This is a genomic window from Enterovibrio litoreus, from assembly GCF_045679545.1.
GTDB lineage: Bacteria > Pseudomonadota > Gammaproteobacteria > Enterobacterales > Vibrionaceae > Enterovibrio.
Genome location: NZ_CP166194.1, coordinates 943,945 through 960,927 on the forward strand (window position 1 = coordinate 943,945; position 16,983 = coordinate 960,927).

The following is a 16,983-nucleotide window of genomic DNA, read 5'->3' on the forward strand; positions in this document are numbered from 1 at the left end:
TCGGAATGTTAGAATCACTGTATGCTTTTCTCGATCAAAACGAGATATTCACATCAACCACTATTATTCATTACTGGAGTGGCTTAACCACCACGATTCAGTTGGTGGTGTTATCGCTTTTCCTCGGTCTCATCTTGTCCGTGCCGCTAGCGGTAGCAAGAACCTCAAAGAACCCTTGGATCAACCGTCCTGTTTGGGTCTACGTTTATGTATTCCGCGGCACGCCATTGCTGATCCAGCTTTACCTGATTTACTACGGCGTGGCGAAAATTGAAGGCATCCAGCAATCCATGTTTTGGGCAATTGTTGAAGATGCCTTCTACCCATGTCTATTGGCTTTCGTGTTGAATACTGCAGCTTACACGACTGAGATTCTGCGTGGCGCTATGATGGCGACGCCGAACGGTGAAATTGAAGCGGGCAAAGCGTATGGCATGTCGCCATTTACCATTTTGCGTCGTATCATTTTGCCATCGTCATTCCGTCGCGCTCTGCCAGCCTACAGTAACGAAGTTATCTTTATGCTGCATGCCAGTTCCATTGCGTCGGTTGTGACCATCATTGACCTGACAGGCGCAGCACGAGACATCTACGCGCGTTTTTACGCCCCGTTTGATGCGTTCTTGTTTGTGGCGGCCATTTATCTGTGCTTAACCTTCAGCATTGTTTATGGCTTTAAGCGATTAGAGCATCGCTGGCATAGGCATTTAAGGCCGTTGGAAAGCTAAGAGCAGGGCCTAGTAAACATAGGGTCCTAGGTGCTAGGAAAAGCAGGTCCTAGGAAGAGCAAAAGAACAAAACCCCAAAGCAAAAAAGAAACCGCCATATATCGGCGGTTTTTTTGTGGGCGTTGTAACCCAATGCTCTTCCTAGGATCTTCTCTTCCGCTCTTATCCGAAAGTGGCCCAAATCGGCGCGTGGTCTGACGGCTTTTCAATGCCGCGCAGTTCGTAATCAATCCCCGTATCGACACATTTTGCTGCCAATGACGGCGTTGCAAGAACCACATCAATGCGCAGGCCACGGTTGTCGTCAAAGCCGCGTGAGCGGTAATCAAACCACGAGAACTTGTCATCTGCATCAGGGAACTGCTGACGGAAGGTATCGACAAAGCCCCAGTTCATTAGCGTTGCCAACATTTCACGCTCTTCCGGTTGGAAGGAGCACTTGCCTGTTTTCAACCAGCGCTTACGGTTGACTTCGCCGATGCCGATATCCAAATCGATAGGGCTAATATTGATATCGCCCATCACAATCACATTCTGATCATTCGTGTGATAGTCGTTAAGGTAACTCATCAGGTCTTTGTAGAACTTACGCTTGGCAGGGTACTTGGTTTCATGCGCAATGTTTTCACCCTGCGGGAAGTAGCCGTTCAGCACGGACACTTCACTGCCATCAGCCTGTTTGAAGGTGGCCATAATCATGCGGCGCTGGGCATCTTCATCGTCTGTTGGAAACCCTTTTTGCACCTTAATCGGCTCATCTTTGCATAAGATCGCCACACCATAGTGCGCTTTCTGGCCGTGGAAATAGACTTTGTAACCCATAGCTTCAACGTCTTCCATGGGGAAGGCTTCATCGTGAACTTTGATTTCTTGCAGGCCAATGACATCGGGTTGATGCTTCTCGATCAGTGCTTGAAGTTGGTGAAGACGTGCTCGTAGGCCATTGATATTAAATGAGATGACTTTCATGTCTTTGTTCTACTCTTGTTTTTGTGAAATACGTTGAGCGCGGCTTAGTGTAACTGATTACGGTTAAAATTGATTCTTGGGAAAAGCACAAACTCACGCGTCACAACGCAGATTCTTATATTTGCAACTATGCTGTAGTTAACATTGTTATTGGCAATCAATACGTTGCCTGTATATCTAAATAGATTCTCGTTGAATACGCGTCTTGAGGTCGTTTGGGTATCGTTCAAATAGCAGGAGGATTGCAATGGAAACGCTCAACCTGATCAAAACGGCGACACTCTCATCGGCATTGCTTCTCGTTGCAGGTTGCGGCGAGTACGGCGATTTTTCCACTGAGCAGATTTGCCGCGCAAGTCTTGCCGCGATTAAAGGCAAAAGCCCAACGATTGTTGTCGTCGACAAGAAGACGATAGAAGCTGAAACTGAATTGGATGTCTTTCATATCTCTTATAAGCGCCCAGACGACGGCAAGAAGTGGAGTTATCGCTGCAAAGTAGATAAGAAACGCGCGGTATGGGCACAAGGTGATGGTAGGTGGCGTGATCAGGCTCAAGACCCTACTGTCCGGTTCAATATAGACGGCGATGATATTCAAATCCTTGAAACCTTCCCCGATGGCAGTGCTGCGACCTCAGTGAATTTCAATATCAGCATGTTAGGTGGTAAATCTTAACCTCTCCTTATTTGAGCCTTTCGCTATGAGAGGCTCGATATCAATCTGTTCAATATTTTCGAATAAGTCTGCCAACTTATTACTGCCGACATTGTCGTGTTTGCTCAATACACTGATAGTGATGTGATTGCAGGAGACGAATGATGGGAAAATTAGTAGAAGGCGTATGGCACGACGTGTGGTACGACACCAAAGCGTCCAACGGTAAGTTCGTGCGAGAAGATGCAGGCTTTCGATCTTGGGTAACACCCAATGGTGATGCTGGGCCAACCGGCGAGCCAGGCTTCAGCGCTGAATCGGGTCGCTATCACCTTTACGTGTCGCTAGCCTGTCCTTGGGCACATCGCACCTTGATCTTCCGGAAACTGAAAGGTCTTGAACCACACATTGATGTTTCTATCGTCAGCCCAGACATGCTTGAAAGCGGTTGGGTGTTTGATTCGCCTGAGCCATTGTTCGGCTTTAACTTCATGCATCAAATCTACACTAAGGCAAAATCGCTGTATTCCGGACGCGTGACCGTGCCTGTGCTGTGGGATAAGAAAACCCAAACCATCGTCAGCAATGAATCGTCAGAAATCATCCGTATGTTCAACTCAGCGTTTAATGAATTGACGGGTAATACCGACGATTACTACCCAGAAACGCTTCGCGACGTGGTTGATGAATGGAATGAATTTATCTATCCAAATATCAATAACGGTGTGTATCGCAGTGGATTTGCGACCACACAAGAAGCGTACGAAGAGGCGTTTGATAGCTTGTTTTCTGCGTTGGATAAAGTGGATGCGCATTTGGCGAAAAATCGCTATCTGGCAGGGGACCAAATCACAGAAGCGGATTGGCGATTATTTACCACGTTGGTGCGATTTGACCCAGTGTACGTCGGTCATTTCAAATGCAACCGTCAGCAGATCGCGCAGTACTCAAACCTTTTCGGCTATATGAAAGAGCTGTACCAAGTGGAAGGGGTGGCAGATACGGTTGATATGCACCACATCAAGCGTCATTACTATTACAGCCATGGCGGTATCAATCCAACCCGTGTTGTGCCGAAAGGGCCAGAGCAGGATTTATGGGCACCTCATGGTCGACGTGTCGTTGGTAAGCGTTAAGCTAAAGCGAACAAGCGTAAACCGGCAGAGACCTAAACGAAAAAAGCCAGCTCTGAGAGCTGGCTTTTTAAATGATGGTGGTGGGAGAAGGATTCGAACCTTCGAAGGCGGAGCCGTCAGATTTACAGTCTGATCCCTTTGGCCACTCGGGAATCCCACCACGAGTTTTTCTTTTACATTTTCTATCTTGCGTTGCGTTCTCAATGTTTCCATCAAGCCACAAAGCGAATGATGGTGGTGGGAGAAGGATTCGAACCTTCGAAGGCGGAGCCGTCAGATTTACAGTCTGATCCCTTTGGCCACTCGGGAATCCCACCACGAGTTTTTCTTTTACTTTTTTATCTTACGTTGCGTTCTGATGTTTCCATCAAGCCACAAAGCGAATGATGGTGGTGGGAGAAGGATTCGAACCTTCGAAGGCGGAGCCGTCAGATTTACAGTCTGATCCCTTTGGCCACTCGGGAATCCCACCACGAGTTTTTCTTTTACGTTTTCTATCTTGCGTTGCGTTCTGATGTTTTCATCAATCCACAAAGCGAATAATGGTGGTGGGAGAAGGATTCGAACCTTCGAAGGCGGAGCCGTCAGATTTACAGTCTGATCCCTTTGGCCACTCGGGAATCCCACCACAAGTGCGGGGCGCATATTATCAAACGAAGGGAAGCTGTAAAGCGTTTTTAACCAAAACAACGTGCGTTTGCTGGTTTTTTCGGCGTTGATGCGCGATAGGGGAGGGAATTGTTGAATTTTGCTATGTATTGGCAATCCATTGATGTGTTCTCACAGTAAGCATCTATAACACGCTTTAATTTTTGTAACGCAATAGGCTGTAAATTTTTTCTCTGATTTACATTTCTTTACCGCACGTGAGATAGGCATAGAGTAGACTATCTCGAGTTGTTATTTACGGTTAATAAAATGAAAAATAAACTTCTTTTTACCGCTGTCATTGTCCTTGGTGGCGCGGGTTTCTTTGCTTGGCAAGGTAAAACTGAAGCAGCGGATAGCCCCTCTGGGCGTCCTGCTCGCCCGGCTATTGCTGTTGCGACCGCGCAGGTGGAAGAATACCCGGTTGCTCGCAACCTATCGCTGATTGGAAACCTCAAATCTGAAAACTCTGTGATCATCTCTCCTGAGGTTGGCGGTAAAATTGATGCGATTCATGTGCGTGCAGGGCAGCAAGTGAAAGCTGGCACACCCCTTCTCACGTTGGAAACGGCTAAGACACAAGCGTCCGTGGCCGAAGCGCAAGCCTACTATAAAGACGAACAGCGCAAGTTGGGCGAGTTTGCCAAACTACATAAGCGTGGCGCATTGACCAAAACTGAACTCGACGCACAACAATCAAGCGTCGACATCGCCAAAGCACGTCTAGATGCCGCAAAAGCGGATCTGGATGATCTTCATCTTAAAGCTCCCTTTTCAGGGACGGTCGGGCTGATCGATATTACTCGTGGTCAACTGGTTTCAGCGGGCGAAGCGTTGCTGAACCTCGATGATCTGGCCTTGATGCAACTAGACATCAATGTACCAGAGCAATACCTCAGTGAGCTGAGCAAAGACATTGAAGTGACCGCGCAGACCAAAGCGTGGAAAGGCAAAACCTTTGACGGAAAACTCACCGCAGTTGATTCGCGTATCAACAACGACTCGCTCAACCTGCGTGCCCGTATTGATATCGATAACAGCGACCGTTTGCTGCGCCCTGGAATGATGATGGAAGCCGTGCTCGGTTTTGCCCCAGAAGTGACCACGGTGATCCCCGTTCAGGCCATTGAGTACTCAGGCACAAAACGCTTTGTGTATCTTGTTGATGACCAAGGCATCGCACATCGTACCGAAGTGAAATTGGGTGCGCGTGTCGAAAACAAAGTGACGGTTGAAAACGGCCTTGAGCTTGGCGATCGCATCGTGGTGCAAGGCTTGGTCAGTATGCGTGACGGCACAAAAGTGAATGATCTGACAGCGGCGAAAGCAGCGAAAGACGAGGGCAAATAAATGTGGCTTTCGGATGTCTCTGTTAAGCGACCGGTTGTCGCGATTGTACTGAGTCTGTTGCTGTGTGTGTTTGGTATTGTCTCGTTCAACGATCTGGCTGTGCGTGAGTACCCAGATGTGGATAGCCCGGTGGTATCGGTAACAACCCGTTATAGCGGGGCTGCCGCCAGTATTATGGAAAGCCAAATCACACAAGTATTGGAAGATGAACTTTCCGGTATCAGTGGGATTGATGAAATCACCTCTGTGAGTCGCAACGGCATGTCACGTATTACGGTTGAATTTCATATCGACTGGGATCTGACAGAAGGCGTGAGTGATGTACGTGACGCCGTCGCGCGGGCACAACGTGGTCTTCCTGAAGAAGCCGATGAACCTGTCGTGTCCAAATCCAACGGCTCGGGTGAAGCCTCCATCTACATCAACCTTGCTTCCCCTGAAATGGACAGAACGCAACTGACAGAATACGCACAGCGCGTGCTGGAAGATAAATTCAGTCTGCTGTCGGGCGTGAGTTCTGTTGAGCTATACGGTGCGTTGTACAAAGTGATGTACGTGCGTCTTGACCCTGTTTCAATGGCAGGGCGTGGCGTGACCACAGAAGATATTACTTCGACACTTCGTCGTGAAAACCTCGAAAGTCCGGGCGGTGAAATTCGTAACGACATCACCAAGATGACGGTGCGAACTCAGCGCTTGTATCAAACACCGGAAGATTTCGATTACCTTGTTGTTCGAACCGCAAAAGACGGCACACCGATTTATCTGAAAGATGTGGCTGACGTTTACGTGGGCTCCCAAAACGAAAACGCCACCTACAAGAACAATGGCATCAACAACCTGAGCCTAGGTATTGTTCCGCAATCTGATGCCAACCCGCTAGATGTTGCTATCGGTGTACGCGCGTTGGTTGACGAATTTCAGCAATTCTTGCCTGCAGGAGCGAGCCTGTGGGTGGACTATGACGCCACTATCTTCATTGAACGCTCAATTGATGAGGTTTACAGCACCCTGTTTATAACAGGTGCGCTGGTGATATTGGTGCTGTACATCTTCATTGGGCAGGTACGGGCAACATTGATCCCTGCGGTGACGGTGCCCGTGTCGTTGATCTCAGCGTTTATCGCCGCTTACTTCTTTGGCTTTTCCATTAACCTGCTGACCTTGATGGCGCTTATTCTCGCTATCGGTCTGGTGGTCGATGACGCCATCGTGGTGGTGGAGAACATGTTCCACCATATTGAGAACGGCGAGTCACCGCTGGTCGCCGCCTACAAAGGTACGCGAGAAGTAGGCTTTGCGGTGGTTGCGACCACGGCGGTTCTGGTGATGGTGTTCCTGCCGATATCCTTTATGGACGGTATGGTTGGAAAACTGTTTACTGAATTCTCTGTTTTGCTTGCCATGGCAGTGATTTTTTCCTCCATTGTTGCGTTAACACTGACGCCCGTACTCGGCAGTAAAATCCTTAAAGCCAATGTGAAACGTGGCGCGTTCAACCGCATGGTCGATAATTTCTTTGAGAAGTTCGAGAACGGCTATCGCTCAGCAGTAACCGTCGCTGTAAAAGCGCGCTTTGTGGCGCCGCTGATCATCCTCGCCTGTATCGGCGGCAGTGCTTACCTGATGAAAAACCTGCCTGCGCAATTAGTGCCACAGGAAGACCGTGGCGTGTTGATGGCGTTTGTGAAAGGTGCGGAAGGTACGGCGTATAACCGTATGGTCGGCAATATGGAAGAAATCGAACGCCGTTTGATGCCATTGGTGGATGAAGGCATTCTGACTTCCATTAGTATTCAGGCTCCCGCGTTTGGCGGCATGGCCGGTGACCAGACAGGCTTCGTGATTATGCAGCTCGAAGACTGGGATAACCGTGACCAGACTGCAGCACAGGTGTTGGGCGAAGTGCGAAAAGCGCTGGGCGGTATCCCTGATATTTTTGTGCGTGCATTCATGCCCGGTTTCCGTGGCGGATCCAATGAGCCTGTGCAGCTAGTACTTGGTGGCCCTGATTATCAGGAGCTGAATAAATGGGCGCAGGTGCTGGTGGATGAAGCCAATGCCAGCCCGATATTAGACGGCGCAGATCTGGATTACGCCGAAACCACGCCTGAGCTTGTGGTGAACATAGACCGTCAGCGTGCAGCCGAACTTGGAATTAGTGTGGATGAAGTCTCCAGCACCATGGAAATCATGCTGGGTGGCCGCACTGAGACGACGTTTGTTGACCGTGGTGAAGAGTTCGATGTCTACCTTCGCGGAGACGAATCGCGCTTCAATAGCAAAGACGACATCAGCCAGATTTACATGCGTACCCGCAATGGCGATTTGGTGAGCTTGGACACACTGGCGGAAGTGGAAGAAATTGCGTCCGCGCAAACGCTTCGTCACTTCAACAAGCAAAAGTCGATCACGCTGAAAGCCAACTTGGGTGATGGCTACACCTTGGGCAATGCGCTTGATTTTCTTGATGCCAAAGCCATTGAGTTGCTGCCAGCCGATATTTCTGTCAGCTACTCCGGTGAATCCGCCGAGTTTAAAGACAACCAAAGCAGCATCTTGGTGGTGTTTGGCCTTGCGTTGCTGGTGGCTTACTTGGTGCTTGCCGCGCAGTTTGAGAGCTTTGTGAACCCGCTAGTGGTCATGCTGACTGTACCGATGGGGATCTTCGGTGGCTTTATTGGGCTTTGGCTGACCAATCAAGGGTTAAACATCTATTCCCAAATCGGCATGATCATGTTGATCGGCATGGTGACCAAAAACGGCATCCTGATCGTCGAGTTTGCCAACCAGCTTCGTGACCGAGGTGTGGTGTTTGAACAAGCGATCATCGATGCGTCTGTGCGTCGTCTTCGCCCGATCATGATGACGGCGTTTACCACCATTATCGGTGCGATTCCGTTGATTATTTCGACGGGAGCAGGCTATGAAAGCCGTGTTGCCGTGGGTACGGTGATTTTTGCGGGTATGACGTTCGCGACAGCCGTGACCTTGTTCGTGATTCCGGCCATGTATCGCCTGCTTTCTGTCAAAACCCACTCACCGGGTTATGTTGAAGCGCAGTTGAATGCGGAGCTAGAGAAGATCAAGCCACATCGTCCGGGGCATGGTGAATTCGACACGAATTGATCGCCAGACGCAAGATAGGAGAGGCGAGTTTAGAGAAAAGTAAGCGCGAGTGAGGCTGCATGCCATCACTCGCTTCTCGAAACTTGTCACTTTCGTTTTAAAGCATCCGTTGTTATGTTCTATACACAAGAACACGTTTTACCGATAAACGAAGATTAAGGAAGAAATTCATGTCTGATAAATTGACGCAAGAACAACAAGATCAACTGGATGCCGCAACGTTCCGTCGTTTCCTGTCGCATCTGGATAATAATAAAGATGTTCAGAATATCGACCTGATGATTCTGGCGGATTTTTGTCGTAACTGCTTGAGCAAGTGGTACAAAGCAGAAGCCGATAGCAAAGGCATTGACGTGAGTGACGATGAAGCGCGTGAGCGTGTATACGGCATGCCTTACAGCGAGTGGAAAGCGAACCACCAAACGCCTGCGACCGACGAACAAATGGCTGCGTATAACGAACGTAAAAAGGCAAGAGAAGCAAAATAACGGCGAGTTGATTTAGGCGGCGATTCTTGCAAAGGGGACTTATTCCTATGCAATATCGCCCCCTTACAAACGTATTAGAAAGCGCCTTCTCGGCGCTTTTCTTTTGCCTGTTTCGCGTTAATGCTAGCACTGAGGTATTGAACCGCTTTGGGTTTTATTAACGTCGGGAACCTGACCGCCAAGGCTTTAAGCTTCGGCAATATGGTGTTTTGACAAAATGGCTTGTCAGGTTGACGCCAGAAATAGTGCTGCTGGGTGTTGGGGTTTGGGTAAAACGCCACAAATGGCTTCGCCTGCGTGATCACCGCTTCTGAATATGCTTTCGCTGCAAGGCCAATGGCAAAATCACACTGACCGAGTCGATTGCTTTCCATCGGATAAATGGCGCTAGGGTATTTCTTGCGTGCGCTATGGTTAGCCGTGCTTGAATGGGTGGCGAGATGCACACTGACGATATCTTCAAGACGTGTAATAGATTCATCAATGCGAAACACTGCCGCTTCCACGTATCGCCCGTCCTTTGATTTCACAAAACCTTGTTCAACATCCGAAACGCCGCGTAGAGAGCTAAACACGGCTTCCATACACCAGTAACACGTGCCACTAACTGCAAGATACATGCTTCCTCCTTTGAATTTCGCTATCAATAGAAACCGGACAGTAAGAGGAAAACTTTCATCAGACGTAAACCAAGGCAGACTGCGCTGCCTTGTTTTTTTTGGCTATCTGATTTTTCTTGGCTTAAAACGAGGTTAGGATTTTTCGTTCAACGATGCCATTACCGCCTCTTTGTCTTCGAGGTAGCTGTCTAGCCCTTTTTGGCGTAAATCACAGGCAGGGCAATCACCACAGCCTTTGCCAATTACACCGTTGTAGCAAGTCAGGGTGTTATCACGAACATACTCAAGTTTACTGAACTTGTCTGCCAGCGCCCAGGTTTCCGCTTTATTCAGCCACATGAGTGGCGTGCGGATTTCAAGATCGCGATCCATTCCCAGCACCAGTGATTTGTTCATCGCCTGCACAAAGTCATTACGGCAATCGGGGTAGCCAGAGAAATCGGTCTCACACACACCCGTGATCACGGTTTGTGCGCCCAACTGGTAAGCGTAAATGCCTGCCAGTGTCAGGAACAAAATGTTTCGACCCGGCACAAACGAGTTTGGCAGGCCGTTTTCTTGCAGTTCGTGTGAAACAGGAATGTTGTCACGGGTCAGCGAGCTTATCGCCAACTCATTCAGCAGACCCACATCCATCACCTTGTGTGACGTCGCGCCGAGCGTTTCAGCCACATCACGAGCGACTTCAATTTCTTGTTTGTGGCGTTGACCATAATCGAAGGTAATACAATGCACTTCGTCAAACTCAGACAGCGCCTGAATCAGGCAGGTTGTTGAATCCTGACCGCCACTAAAGACGACAACCGCTTTTTTCATGGGTAAACCTTTAACCGTTTGTAGATAGTTTCTTAGGTGCGGAGTTTAGCGCAGAAGGGAGAGGAGCTCTATGCATGAGCTGTATAAATCGATTTGACAAGTAGGATGTTTAGCGCGTTATCGATTAGGTATTGCTTGGTTGAATATCCCCTTGAGCGGAGCCAGATCTAAATGTACACCAGCAATATTTGCTTCAACCCACTGCTGTTGGTTAATCTCCGGCCAAGTGATGTCATACCCAATATCAAAAAGCATTTCTTCGAAAAAAAACCTTAGCGTTCGTCCATTTCCTTCTCTGAATGGATGCAAAAGATTAAGCTCACAAAAAAGATCTGCAACCGCGTCAATGAGTTGTTCACGGTGTGTGATTGTTTGTAACGAAGGGATTTTGATAAAAAGTTTGTTTGCTTCTGGCACTATTCGAGTGAAGGTGCAAAACCTTGTATTTCCTTTGGAGATATCTACATCTCTTAGTTGACCTGCCCATTTGTACACATCTTGGAATAGGTGATAGTGGAGGTGGCTCAGGTGGGCGAGATCAAACCTTTCTATCGATTTTTTTTTACTTTGATAGGTTCGATAGCGTTCAGCAGTGAATTCAGATTCAGCTTCTGCCAAGTCGTCAAAATCTCTGATGTTAAGTAGGTTTATCAGAACATCAGAATCTGCGTAGCAATATTTGTCTTGTGCTACGCCATATTTATCTCGCATACGCTTGTTTCAATTCTTCAATTGAACGATTCTTGTTAGTTTTATTAAGTGATAAGCCTTCATAAGCAAGGCTGGTTTTAAAGTTTTCAATTTTTGGTTTGAATTGCGTTTGATTTTCAGATGGTGCTTTCGAACACGTTTTCGTCATGTAGCCTCCCACTTTGCAATTAGGTCAATTATAAAGCAAAAAAGCACAGTCTGTCATCAATGTGGCTTTGATGCAGACTATGCACATATTGGGTTATCTAGTTAGCGCAATACAGGGAAACAATATGCTTATTACCCGCCAAACTTCTGCAAATACGCCAGCGTTGGCGCAACATCACCGATATTTGCTTCTACCCATGCTTCATCGAAATAGGTATCAAGATAGCGATCGCCGCTGTCGCACAACAGGGTGACGATTGAGCCTTTCTCGCCGCGCGCTTGCATCTCTTCAGCCAGTTTCAACGCGCCGAACAGGTTGGTGCCTGTCGATGCGCCTGCTTTGCGGCCGAGGATGCCTTCCAGCCAATGAACGGTTGCCACACTGTCGGCATCAGCAATGGTTTCCATGCGATCAATCACGCCGGGAATAAAGCTCGGTTCAACGCGCGGGCGACCAATGCCTTCAATCTTTCCGCCGCGATCGAGCGTCAGGGAACAATCGCCCGTTTTGTAGTATTCGTGGAATACCGAGTTTTCAGGGTCAACCGCCAGCAATTGGGTTTCATGGCAACGGTAGCGAATGAAACGACCAATAGTGGCCGATGTACCGCCAGTGCCCGGGCTCATCACAATCCAGCTGGGTACAGGGTAACGCTCGAATTTCATTTGACCGAAAATGCTGTTAGCGATGTTGTTATTACTACGCCAGTCGGTTGCGCGCTCGGCATAGGTGAACTGATCCATGTAATGGCCGTTCAACTCTTTTGCTAAGCGACGGGATTCCGCATAAATCGCATCAGAGCGATCCACAAAATGCGCTTCGCCGCCGTAGAACTGAATCTGTTCGATTTTCTTTTTCGCCGTGGTGCGTGGCACAACCGCAATAAAGCGCAGGCCAAGCAAGCGGGCAAAATAGGCTTCAGAAATGGCCGTGCTGCCTGATGACGATTCGATAACCGTAGTGCCTTCTTTAATCCAACCATTACACAAACCGTAGAGAAAAAGTGAGCGTGCAAGGCGGTGTTTCAGGCTACCTGTCGGGTGGGTGCTTTCGTCTTTAAGGTAGATATCAATATCGCTGAAATAGGGTAAATCCAGCTTGATCAAGTGGGTGTCGGCTGAGCGCTGGAAATCCGCTTCTATTTTACGAATTGCCTCGCAAACCCAGTGAGACGAAGTGGCGGTGCTAACGGTGTCGGTCATCATTGGTCAAACTCTTACTGCATAGTTGATACCTAAACTATAAGCGCTTGTTAAGAGTAATGTTTTGCCATTTACCGTTTTTAAATCGCCTTCGATGGTAAATAATTCTATTATTAGTGCCAATGTGGAAAATTTTTCTCCTATTGCGTTATGTGGAGAATGATTAACCTTAAATTGTGCAAAAACGGTAAACCATCAATGGCTATTTCTTTAGATAATGTTGATCGTCAACTGCTGGATTGGTTGCAACAAGATGCGTCTTTGTCGCTGGCTGATTTGGCAGAAAAGGTCAACCTCACTACGACCCCTTGCTGGAAGCGGCTAAAACGCCTCGAAGAATCCGGTGTGCTGCGAAAGCGCGTGGCCTTGTTAGACCCACTCGCGTTGGGGCTGTCATTCACCGCGTTTGTGCATATCAAAACCTCTGATCATTCAGAAAACTGGTATCGCAAGTTTGTAGATGTCGTGACACCTTTTCCAGAGGTGATGGAATGTTACCGCATGGCAGGGGAGTATGATTACATGATGAAGGTGCAAGTCGCCGACATGGCGGCGTTTGACCAGTTCTACAAAAAGCTGGTTAACAGTATGGATGGCCTGACAAACGTCACCTCCACTTTTGCCATGGAGCCACTGAAGTACACCACAGCATTGCCAATTTGACGTTTCACTTTATATGAACATAAAAAACATAAAAAACATGAGAAATAAAAGTCATCGCGCACGGGAGGATGGATGCGCATTTTTGTTGAGCTAGGTTGGTACTTCCGGCAAGCGTGGAAGCGCTATGTCGGTGCCATTGTCATTTTTGTTTTCGTCGCGACATTTGAACTGATCCCACCGAAAGCGATCGGTTGGCTGGTGGACGGTGTCATGGCTGGAGATATCACCCGCGAGCACATGTTAATGGCGCTTGGCGCTGTCGTCTTGCTGTGGGTGCTGGTTTATGTACTGCGCATTATTTGGCGCGTTTGGCTGTTTGGCGCGGCGGCAGGGCTAGGGACTGTGCTGCGCGATAAGTTATACCGTCACTTCACCACTCATTCGCCGCGCTTTTTCGAACGCTATCGCACTGGCGATCTCATGGCGCGTTCCACCAATGACGTAAAAGCCGTGGTGATGACGGCGGGTGAAGGTGTGCTCACGTTAGCAGATTCGGTGATCACGGGTTTGGCGGTATTGATCGTGATGACCACCACCATCAGTTGGGAGCTTACCCTACTGGCGCTCGCGCCAATGCCTGTTATGGCGTTTATGGTGAACCGATTTGGTACGCAGCTGCATCATCGTTTCTCAGCGTCACAAGCCGCGTTTTCTGATTTGTCTGATGAAACCCAATCCTCGCTCAATGGCATTCGCATGATCCGCGCGTTTGGCTTGGAATCTCAGCAAATTGCGCGTTTTAACAAGGTCGCCGATGACACGGGCGAGAAAAACATGGCGGTGGCGAAAGTTGACGCCATGTTTGATCCGGTGATTTTTGTCACCATCGGCACCTCATTCTTCTGTTCCATTACAGGCGGTGGTTACATGGTCGCCAATGGTATGTTGACGCTGGGTGAGTTGACCGCGTTTACCCTCTATCAAGGCTTGATGATCTGGCCGATGTTAGCGGTCGCATGGCTGTTCAATATCATCGAACGTGGTGCGGCTGCGTGGAAGCGTATCAAAGAAGTGTTGGATGAAACCTCAGAGCTGCAAGACGGTGAGGTGGCCCTGCCTGATGCACCACAAACACTGTCTATTACGCTCGATCAGTTTACGTGGCGCGGGCATGATGTACCGGCACTGCGTGATATCGCCATCGACCTGCATGCAGGAAAAATGCTCGGTATTGCCGGGCCAGTCGGCAGCGGAAAATCGACCTTGCTCTCATTGATACTGCGCTTTGAAGATCCGATTCAAGGCAAGGTGGAATATGGCGGCACGAGTTTACGTGAGTTTAAGATTGGCGAGTGGCGCAGCAAGTTGGCTGTGGTCACCCAAACCCCATTTTTGTTCTCGCGTTCCATTGCTGACAACATTGCACTGGGCAAACCAGATGCGACACGCGAAGAGATCCGCGCGGCGGCAAGGCTTGCGTGTATTGATGAGGATATTGTCCAGTTCCGCGAAGGCTATGAAACCCTCGTCGGTGAGAAAGGCATTACCCTATCTGGCGGTCAAAAACAGCGCATTTCGATAGCGCGAGCCTTGTTGCTTGATGCGGAAATTCTGATCTTGGATGATGCGTTGTCGGCGGTGGATGGTCGCACCGAACATCACATTTTGAAAAACCTGCACGATCGCGCCCAGCACCAAACTACGATCGTGATTGCGCACCGACTGTCGGCACTGGAAGCCGCCGATGAGATCATCGTGTTGCAAAAAGGGCATATCGAGGAGCGCGGCACACATAGAGAGCTGGTGGCAGCGAATGGCTGGTACGCCGAAATGCAGCACTATCAGCAACTTGAACAAGCGCTGGAGGAATCACTATGAGTAAACGTGACGTCTTAGCGCGACTGCTGCGTTACTTGCTGGATGATAAAATAGGTTTCGCTATCGCCGCCGCATTGTTGCTGGTTGCCGCTATAGCGGATGTCAGTGGCCCTTGGCTGATACGCATCTTCCTTGATGACTACCTCGCGAAATCCTATTTCCCGCCCATGGTGTTGTGGGGGCTGGCGATAGGCTACATTGGTGCCACGGTACTTTCTGCGGCACTGCATTACAGCTATGGCCTGCGGTTCAGCCGCATCGCGATCAGCATCGTGCAGACCATTCGAAAAACGGTCTATGCCAGCATCATCAACCAACCATTGTCGGCGTTTGATTATGTGCCAGCGGGCAAGTTGGTTTCGCGCGTCACGAACGATACTGAGTCCCTCAAAGAGCTCTATGTGCAAGTGATTGCCAGCTTCTTGAAAAGCATTGCGCTGATTTCTGCCATGTTGGTTGCTATGTATTTACTCAGCCCAATCCTTACCATAGTGGTCGCTATTTTGCTGCCATCCGTGGTGTTCGTGATGTACTACTATCAGCACCGCTCGTCGCCAGCGTATCGTGATTCGCGTGACCTGCTCACTGATATTAATAGCGTGATGAGTGAGTCGGTTCAGGGCATGAGCTTGATCCAGTTAATGGGGCAAGAACAGCGCTTTTCTGAACGCTTTGCGTCGCTCACAGATCAACACCTCAAAACAGAGGTGAAGATCGTCAAAATCAACGGTATTTTCCTGCGTCCATTGATTGATCTCATGTCCGGTATTGCATTGCTTTCATTGGCAGCAATATTTGGTTGGCAAGGCAGTGAAGTGATTGGCGTGGGGGTTCTGTATGCCTTTATCAGCTACCTTGGGCGCGTCACAGAGCCCTTGATTGAATTGATGCAGCGTTTGTCTTTGCTGCAACAAGCCATCATGGCAGGTGAGCGATTGTTTGAATTGATGGATGCCAAACCGCATCAATACGGCAGTGATGACGCACCGATTGAAAACGGCGATATCGAGATTTCAAACCTCACTTTCAGTTACGACGGCAAAACCACGGTATTGAGCGAGATTAGTGCCTCCGTAAAGGAAGGCGGATTCCTCGCGCTTGTTGGCCACACGGGCAGCGGAAAAAGCACACTCGCTTCGCTGATGATGGGCTTTTACCCCGTGCAATCGGGCGAGATAAAACTCGGTGGACGTTCTATTTCATCGCTGACGCAAAACGCGATGCGATCGGGCATTGCCATGGTGCAACAAGATCCGCATGTGTTGTCCGCCTCATTTCGTGAAAACGTCACGTTAGGGCGCGATGTGACGGACGAAGCAATATGGCAAGCGCTGGAGCAGGTCGACTTGGCGGACTACGTGCAGCACCTCCCATCGGGACTAGATACCGCTATCGGTACGGGTGATGTCACCTTGTCGGCAGGGCAGAAACAGTTGTTAGCCTTGGCTCGCGTGCTGGTGGAGCGGCCACGTATTTTGATTTTGGATGAAGCCACCGCCAACATAGATTCCGGCACAGAGGAGCGCGTGCAGCAAGCGCTGTCGTCGCTTCGTCATACCATGACCATCGTGGTGATCGCGCACCGACTCTCAACAATTTCCGATGCAGATAAGATTCTGGTGCTGCATCGCGGCCACGTAGAAGAGCAAGGCAATCATCAGCAGTTGTTGGCTAACAAAGGGCGATATTGGCAGATGTATCAGTTACAACAGACGAAAGCGCATCTGGTGGAGCTGGAGCAAATTGCCAGTGGTGAAGCGGAAAGCGCGGAATAACGCGATTTTCGCTAGTCATAAAAGATAAGCTTAAAAGTGGCACAACGTTCGCGTGCACAGAGAACTATACCCAAAGTACTGAGATTGAAGTACAGAAACGAAAGTACAGAAACGGAAGTGCAGAGAG

The 16,983-nt window shown here is 49.1% G+C and carries 15 protein-coding genes and 4 tRNA genes; 9 read left to right on the plus strand and 10 right to left on the minus strand.

The genetic code is table 11. The features are described 5' to 3' along the window. Positions 1–5 precede the first annotated feature (5 nt). Positions 6–728, plus strand: coding sequence for an ABC transporter permease (locus AB8599_RS04105; protein WP_407332521.1), 723 nt, complete (start codon positions 6–8; stop codon positions 726–728). Positions 729–890: 162 nt separating this feature from the next. Here AB8599_RS04105 and xthA read toward each other — a convergent pair whose 3' ends face one another. Next, a complete protein-coding gene (gene xthA / locus AB8599_RS04110; protein WP_407332522.1) occupies positions 891–1,697 on the minus strand; it encodes an exodeoxyribonuclease III in 807 nt (268 codons plus the stop codon). Positions 1,698–1,944: 247 nt separating this feature from the next. Between xthA and AB8599_RS04115 the strand changes: the two genes are divergently transcribed. Both AB8599_RS04115 and AB8599_RS04120 read left to right on the plus strand, forming a co-directional pair. Then, positions 1,945–2,373, plus strand: a complete 429-nt coding sequence (locus AB8599_RS04115; RefSeq protein ID WP_407332523.1) for a hypothetical protein — start codon at positions 1,945–1,947, stop codon at positions 2,371–2,373. 143 nt (positions 2,374–2,516) lie between these two features. After that, the gene (locus tag AB8599_RS04120; protein WP_407332524.1) at positions 2,517–3,488 is read left to right on the plus strand and encodes a glutathione S-transferase family protein; all 972 of its coding nucleotides are present in this window, start codon (positions 2,517–2,519) and stop codon (positions 3,486–3,488) included. A gap of 75 nt (positions 3,489–3,563) precedes the next feature. Here the strand turns inward: AB8599_RS04120 and AB8599_RS04125 are convergent. From AB8599_RS04125 to AB8599_RS04140, 4 genes are all read right to left on the minus strand, one after another. Further along, positions 3,564–3,648 (minus strand) — tRNA-Tyr (locus AB8599_RS04125). A gap of 72 nt (positions 3,649–3,720) precedes the next feature. After that, positions 3,721–3,805 (minus strand) — tRNA-Tyr (locus tag AB8599_RS04130). Positions 3,806–3,875: 70 nt separating this feature from the next. Further along, positions 3,876–3,960 (minus strand) — tRNA-Tyr (locus AB8599_RS04135). Between the two features lie 71 nt (positions 3,961–4,031). Then, positions 4,032–4,116: transfer RNA gene (locus AB8599_RS04140), tRNA-Tyr, on the minus strand. Positions 4,117–4,406: 290 nt separating this feature from the next. Here AB8599_RS04140 and AB8599_RS04145 point away from each other — a divergent pair. The 3 genes from AB8599_RS04145 (at position 4,407) to AB8599_RS04155 (ending at position 9,103) form a co-directional block, all read left to right on the plus strand. Continuing rightward, positions 4,407–5,486, plus strand: a complete 1,080-nt coding sequence (locus tag AB8599_RS04145) for an efflux RND transporter periplasmic adaptor subunit (RefSeq protein WP_407332525.1) — start codon at positions 4,407–4,409, stop codon at positions 5,484–5,486. Next, positions 5,487–8,615: a multidrug efflux RND transporter permease subunit gene (locus AB8599_RS04150; protein WP_407332526.1), complete on the plus strand. Its 3,129-nt coding sequence runs from the start codon at positions 5,487–5,489 to the stop codon at positions 8,613–8,615. A 170-nt stretch (positions 8,616–8,785) separates the two neighbouring features. After that, positions 8,786–9,103 carry a DUF1244 domain-containing protein gene (locus tag AB8599_RS04155; protein ID WP_407332527.1) on the plus strand — a complete coding sequence of 106 codons (318 nt, stop codon included), beginning with the start codon at positions 8,786–8,788 and terminating at the stop codon, positions 9,101–9,103. A gap of 74 nt (positions 9,104–9,177) precedes the next feature. Here AB8599_RS04155 and AB8599_RS04160 read toward each other — a convergent pair whose 3' ends face one another. The 5 genes from AB8599_RS04160 to AB8599_RS04180 all read right to left on the minus strand — a co-directional run bounded on the left by AB8599_RS04160 (position 9,178) and on the right by AB8599_RS04180 (position 12,603). Beyond that, a complete protein-coding gene (locus AB8599_RS04160) occupies positions 9,178–9,723 on the minus strand; it encodes a peptide-methionine (S)-S-oxide reductase (protein ID WP_407332528.1) in 546 nt (181 codons plus the stop codon). A 132-nt stretch (positions 9,724–9,855) separates the two neighbouring features. Continuing rightward, positions 9,856–10,539 (minus strand): 7-cyano-7-deazaguanine synthase QueC, encoded by a 684-nt coding sequence (gene queC / locus AB8599_RS04165; protein WP_407332529.1) that lies wholly within the window; start codon positions 10,537–10,539, stop codon positions 9,856–9,858. A 117-nt stretch (positions 10,540–10,656) separates the two neighbouring features. After that, positions 10,657–11,250 carry a Fic/DOC family protein gene (locus AB8599_RS04170; protein ID WP_407332530.1) on the minus strand — a complete coding sequence of 198 codons (594 nt, stop codon included), beginning with the start codon at positions 11,248–11,250 and terminating at the stop codon, positions 10,657–10,659. Next, entirely contained in the window at positions 11,240–11,398 is a 159-nt protein-coding gene (locus AB8599_RS04175) for a hypothetical protein (RefSeq protein ID WP_016958479.1), read from the minus strand. The genes AB8599_RS04170 and AB8599_RS04175 overlap by 11 nt, the downstream gene beginning before the upstream one ends. A 131-nt stretch (positions 11,399–11,529) precedes the next feature. Further along, on the minus strand, positions 11,530–12,603 hold the full coding sequence (locus tag AB8599_RS04180) for a PLP-dependent cysteine synthase family protein (protein ID WP_407332531.1): 1,074 nt from the start codon (positions 12,601–12,603) through the stop codon (positions 11,530–11,532). Between the two features lie 195 nt (positions 12,604–12,798). On the opposite strand from AB8599_RS04180, the gene AB8599_RS04185 reads away from it, so the two are divergent. From AB8599_RS04185 to AB8599_RS04195, 3 genes are all read left to right on the plus strand, one after another. Next, a complete protein-coding gene (locus AB8599_RS04185) occupies positions 12,799–13,263 on the plus strand; it encodes an Lrp/AsnC family transcriptional regulator (protein WP_407332532.1) in 465 nt (154 codons plus the stop codon). A 72-nt stretch (positions 13,264–13,335) separates the two neighbouring features. Continuing rightward, the gene (locus AB8599_RS04190) at positions 13,336–15,081 is read left to right on the plus strand and encodes an ABC transporter transmembrane domain-containing protein (protein ID WP_407332533.1); all 1,746 of its coding nucleotides are present in this window, start codon (positions 13,336–13,338) and stop codon (positions 15,079–15,081) included. Then, positions 15,078–16,856, plus strand: coding sequence for an ABC transporter transmembrane domain-containing protein (locus AB8599_RS04195; protein ID WP_407332534.1), 1,779 nt, complete (start codon positions 15,078–15,080; stop codon positions 16,854–16,856). Before AB8599_RS04190 ends, AB8599_RS04195 begins: the two co-directional genes overlap by 4 nt. The last annotated feature ends 127 nt before the right edge of the window (positions 16,857–16,983 follow it).

Bases quoted from the DNA above. Each gene is read 5' to 3' on its own strand.
- AB8599_RS04105 (WP_407332521.1), top strand. From the start codon at position 6: ATGTTAGAATCACTGTATGCTTTTCTCGATCAAAACGAGATATTCACA.
- xthA (WP_407332522.1), bottom strand. From the start codon at position 1,697: ATGAAAGTCATCTCATTTAATATCAATGGCCTACGAGCACGTCTTCAC.
- AB8599_RS04115 (WP_407332523.1), top strand. From the start codon at position 1,945: ATGGAAACGCTCAACCTGATCAAAACGGCGACACTCTCATCGGCATTG.
- AB8599_RS04120 (WP_407332524.1), top strand. From the start codon at position 2,517: ATGGGAAAATTAGTAGAAGGCGTATGGCACGACGTGTGGTACGACACC.
- AB8599_RS04145 (WP_407332525.1), top strand. From the start codon at position 4,407: ATGAAAAATAAACTTCTTTTTACCGCTGTCATTGTCCTTGGTGGCGCG.
- AB8599_RS04150 (WP_407332526.1), top strand. From the start codon at position 5,487: ATGTGGCTTTCGGATGTCTCTGTTAAGCGACCGGTTGTCGCGATTGTA.
- AB8599_RS04155 (WP_407332527.1), top strand. From the start codon at position 8,786: ATGTCTGATAAATTGACGCAAGAACAACAAGATCAACTGGATGCCGCA.
- AB8599_RS04160 (WP_407332528.1), bottom strand. From the start codon at position 9,723: ATGTATCTTGCAGTTAGTGGCACGTGTTACTGGTGTATGGAAGCCGTG.
- queC (WP_407332529.1), bottom strand. From the start codon at position 10,539: ATGAAAAAAGCGGTTGTCGTCTTTAGTGGCGGTCAGGATTCAACAACC.
- AB8599_RS04170 (WP_407332530.1), bottom strand. From the start codon at position 11,250: ATGCGAGATAAATATGGCGTAGCACAAGACAAATATTGCTACGCAGAT.
- AB8599_RS04175 (WP_016958479.1), bottom strand. From the start codon at position 11,398: ATGACGAAAACGTGTTCGAAAGCACCATCTGAAAATCAAACGCAATTC.
- AB8599_RS04180 (WP_407332531.1), bottom strand. From the start codon at position 12,603: ATGATGACCGACACCGTTAGCACCGCCACTTCGTCTCACTGGGTTTGC.
- AB8599_RS04185 (WP_407332532.1), top strand. From the start codon at position 12,799: ATGGCTATTTCTTTAGATAATGTTGATCGTCAACTGCTGGATTGGTTG.
- AB8599_RS04190 (WP_407332533.1), top strand. From the start codon at position 13,336: ATGCGCATTTTTGTTGAGCTAGGTTGGTACTTCCGGCAAGCGTGGAAG.
- AB8599_RS04195 (WP_407332534.1), top strand. From the start codon at position 15,078: ATGAGTAAACGTGACGTCTTAGCGCGACTGCTGCGTTACTTGCTGGAT.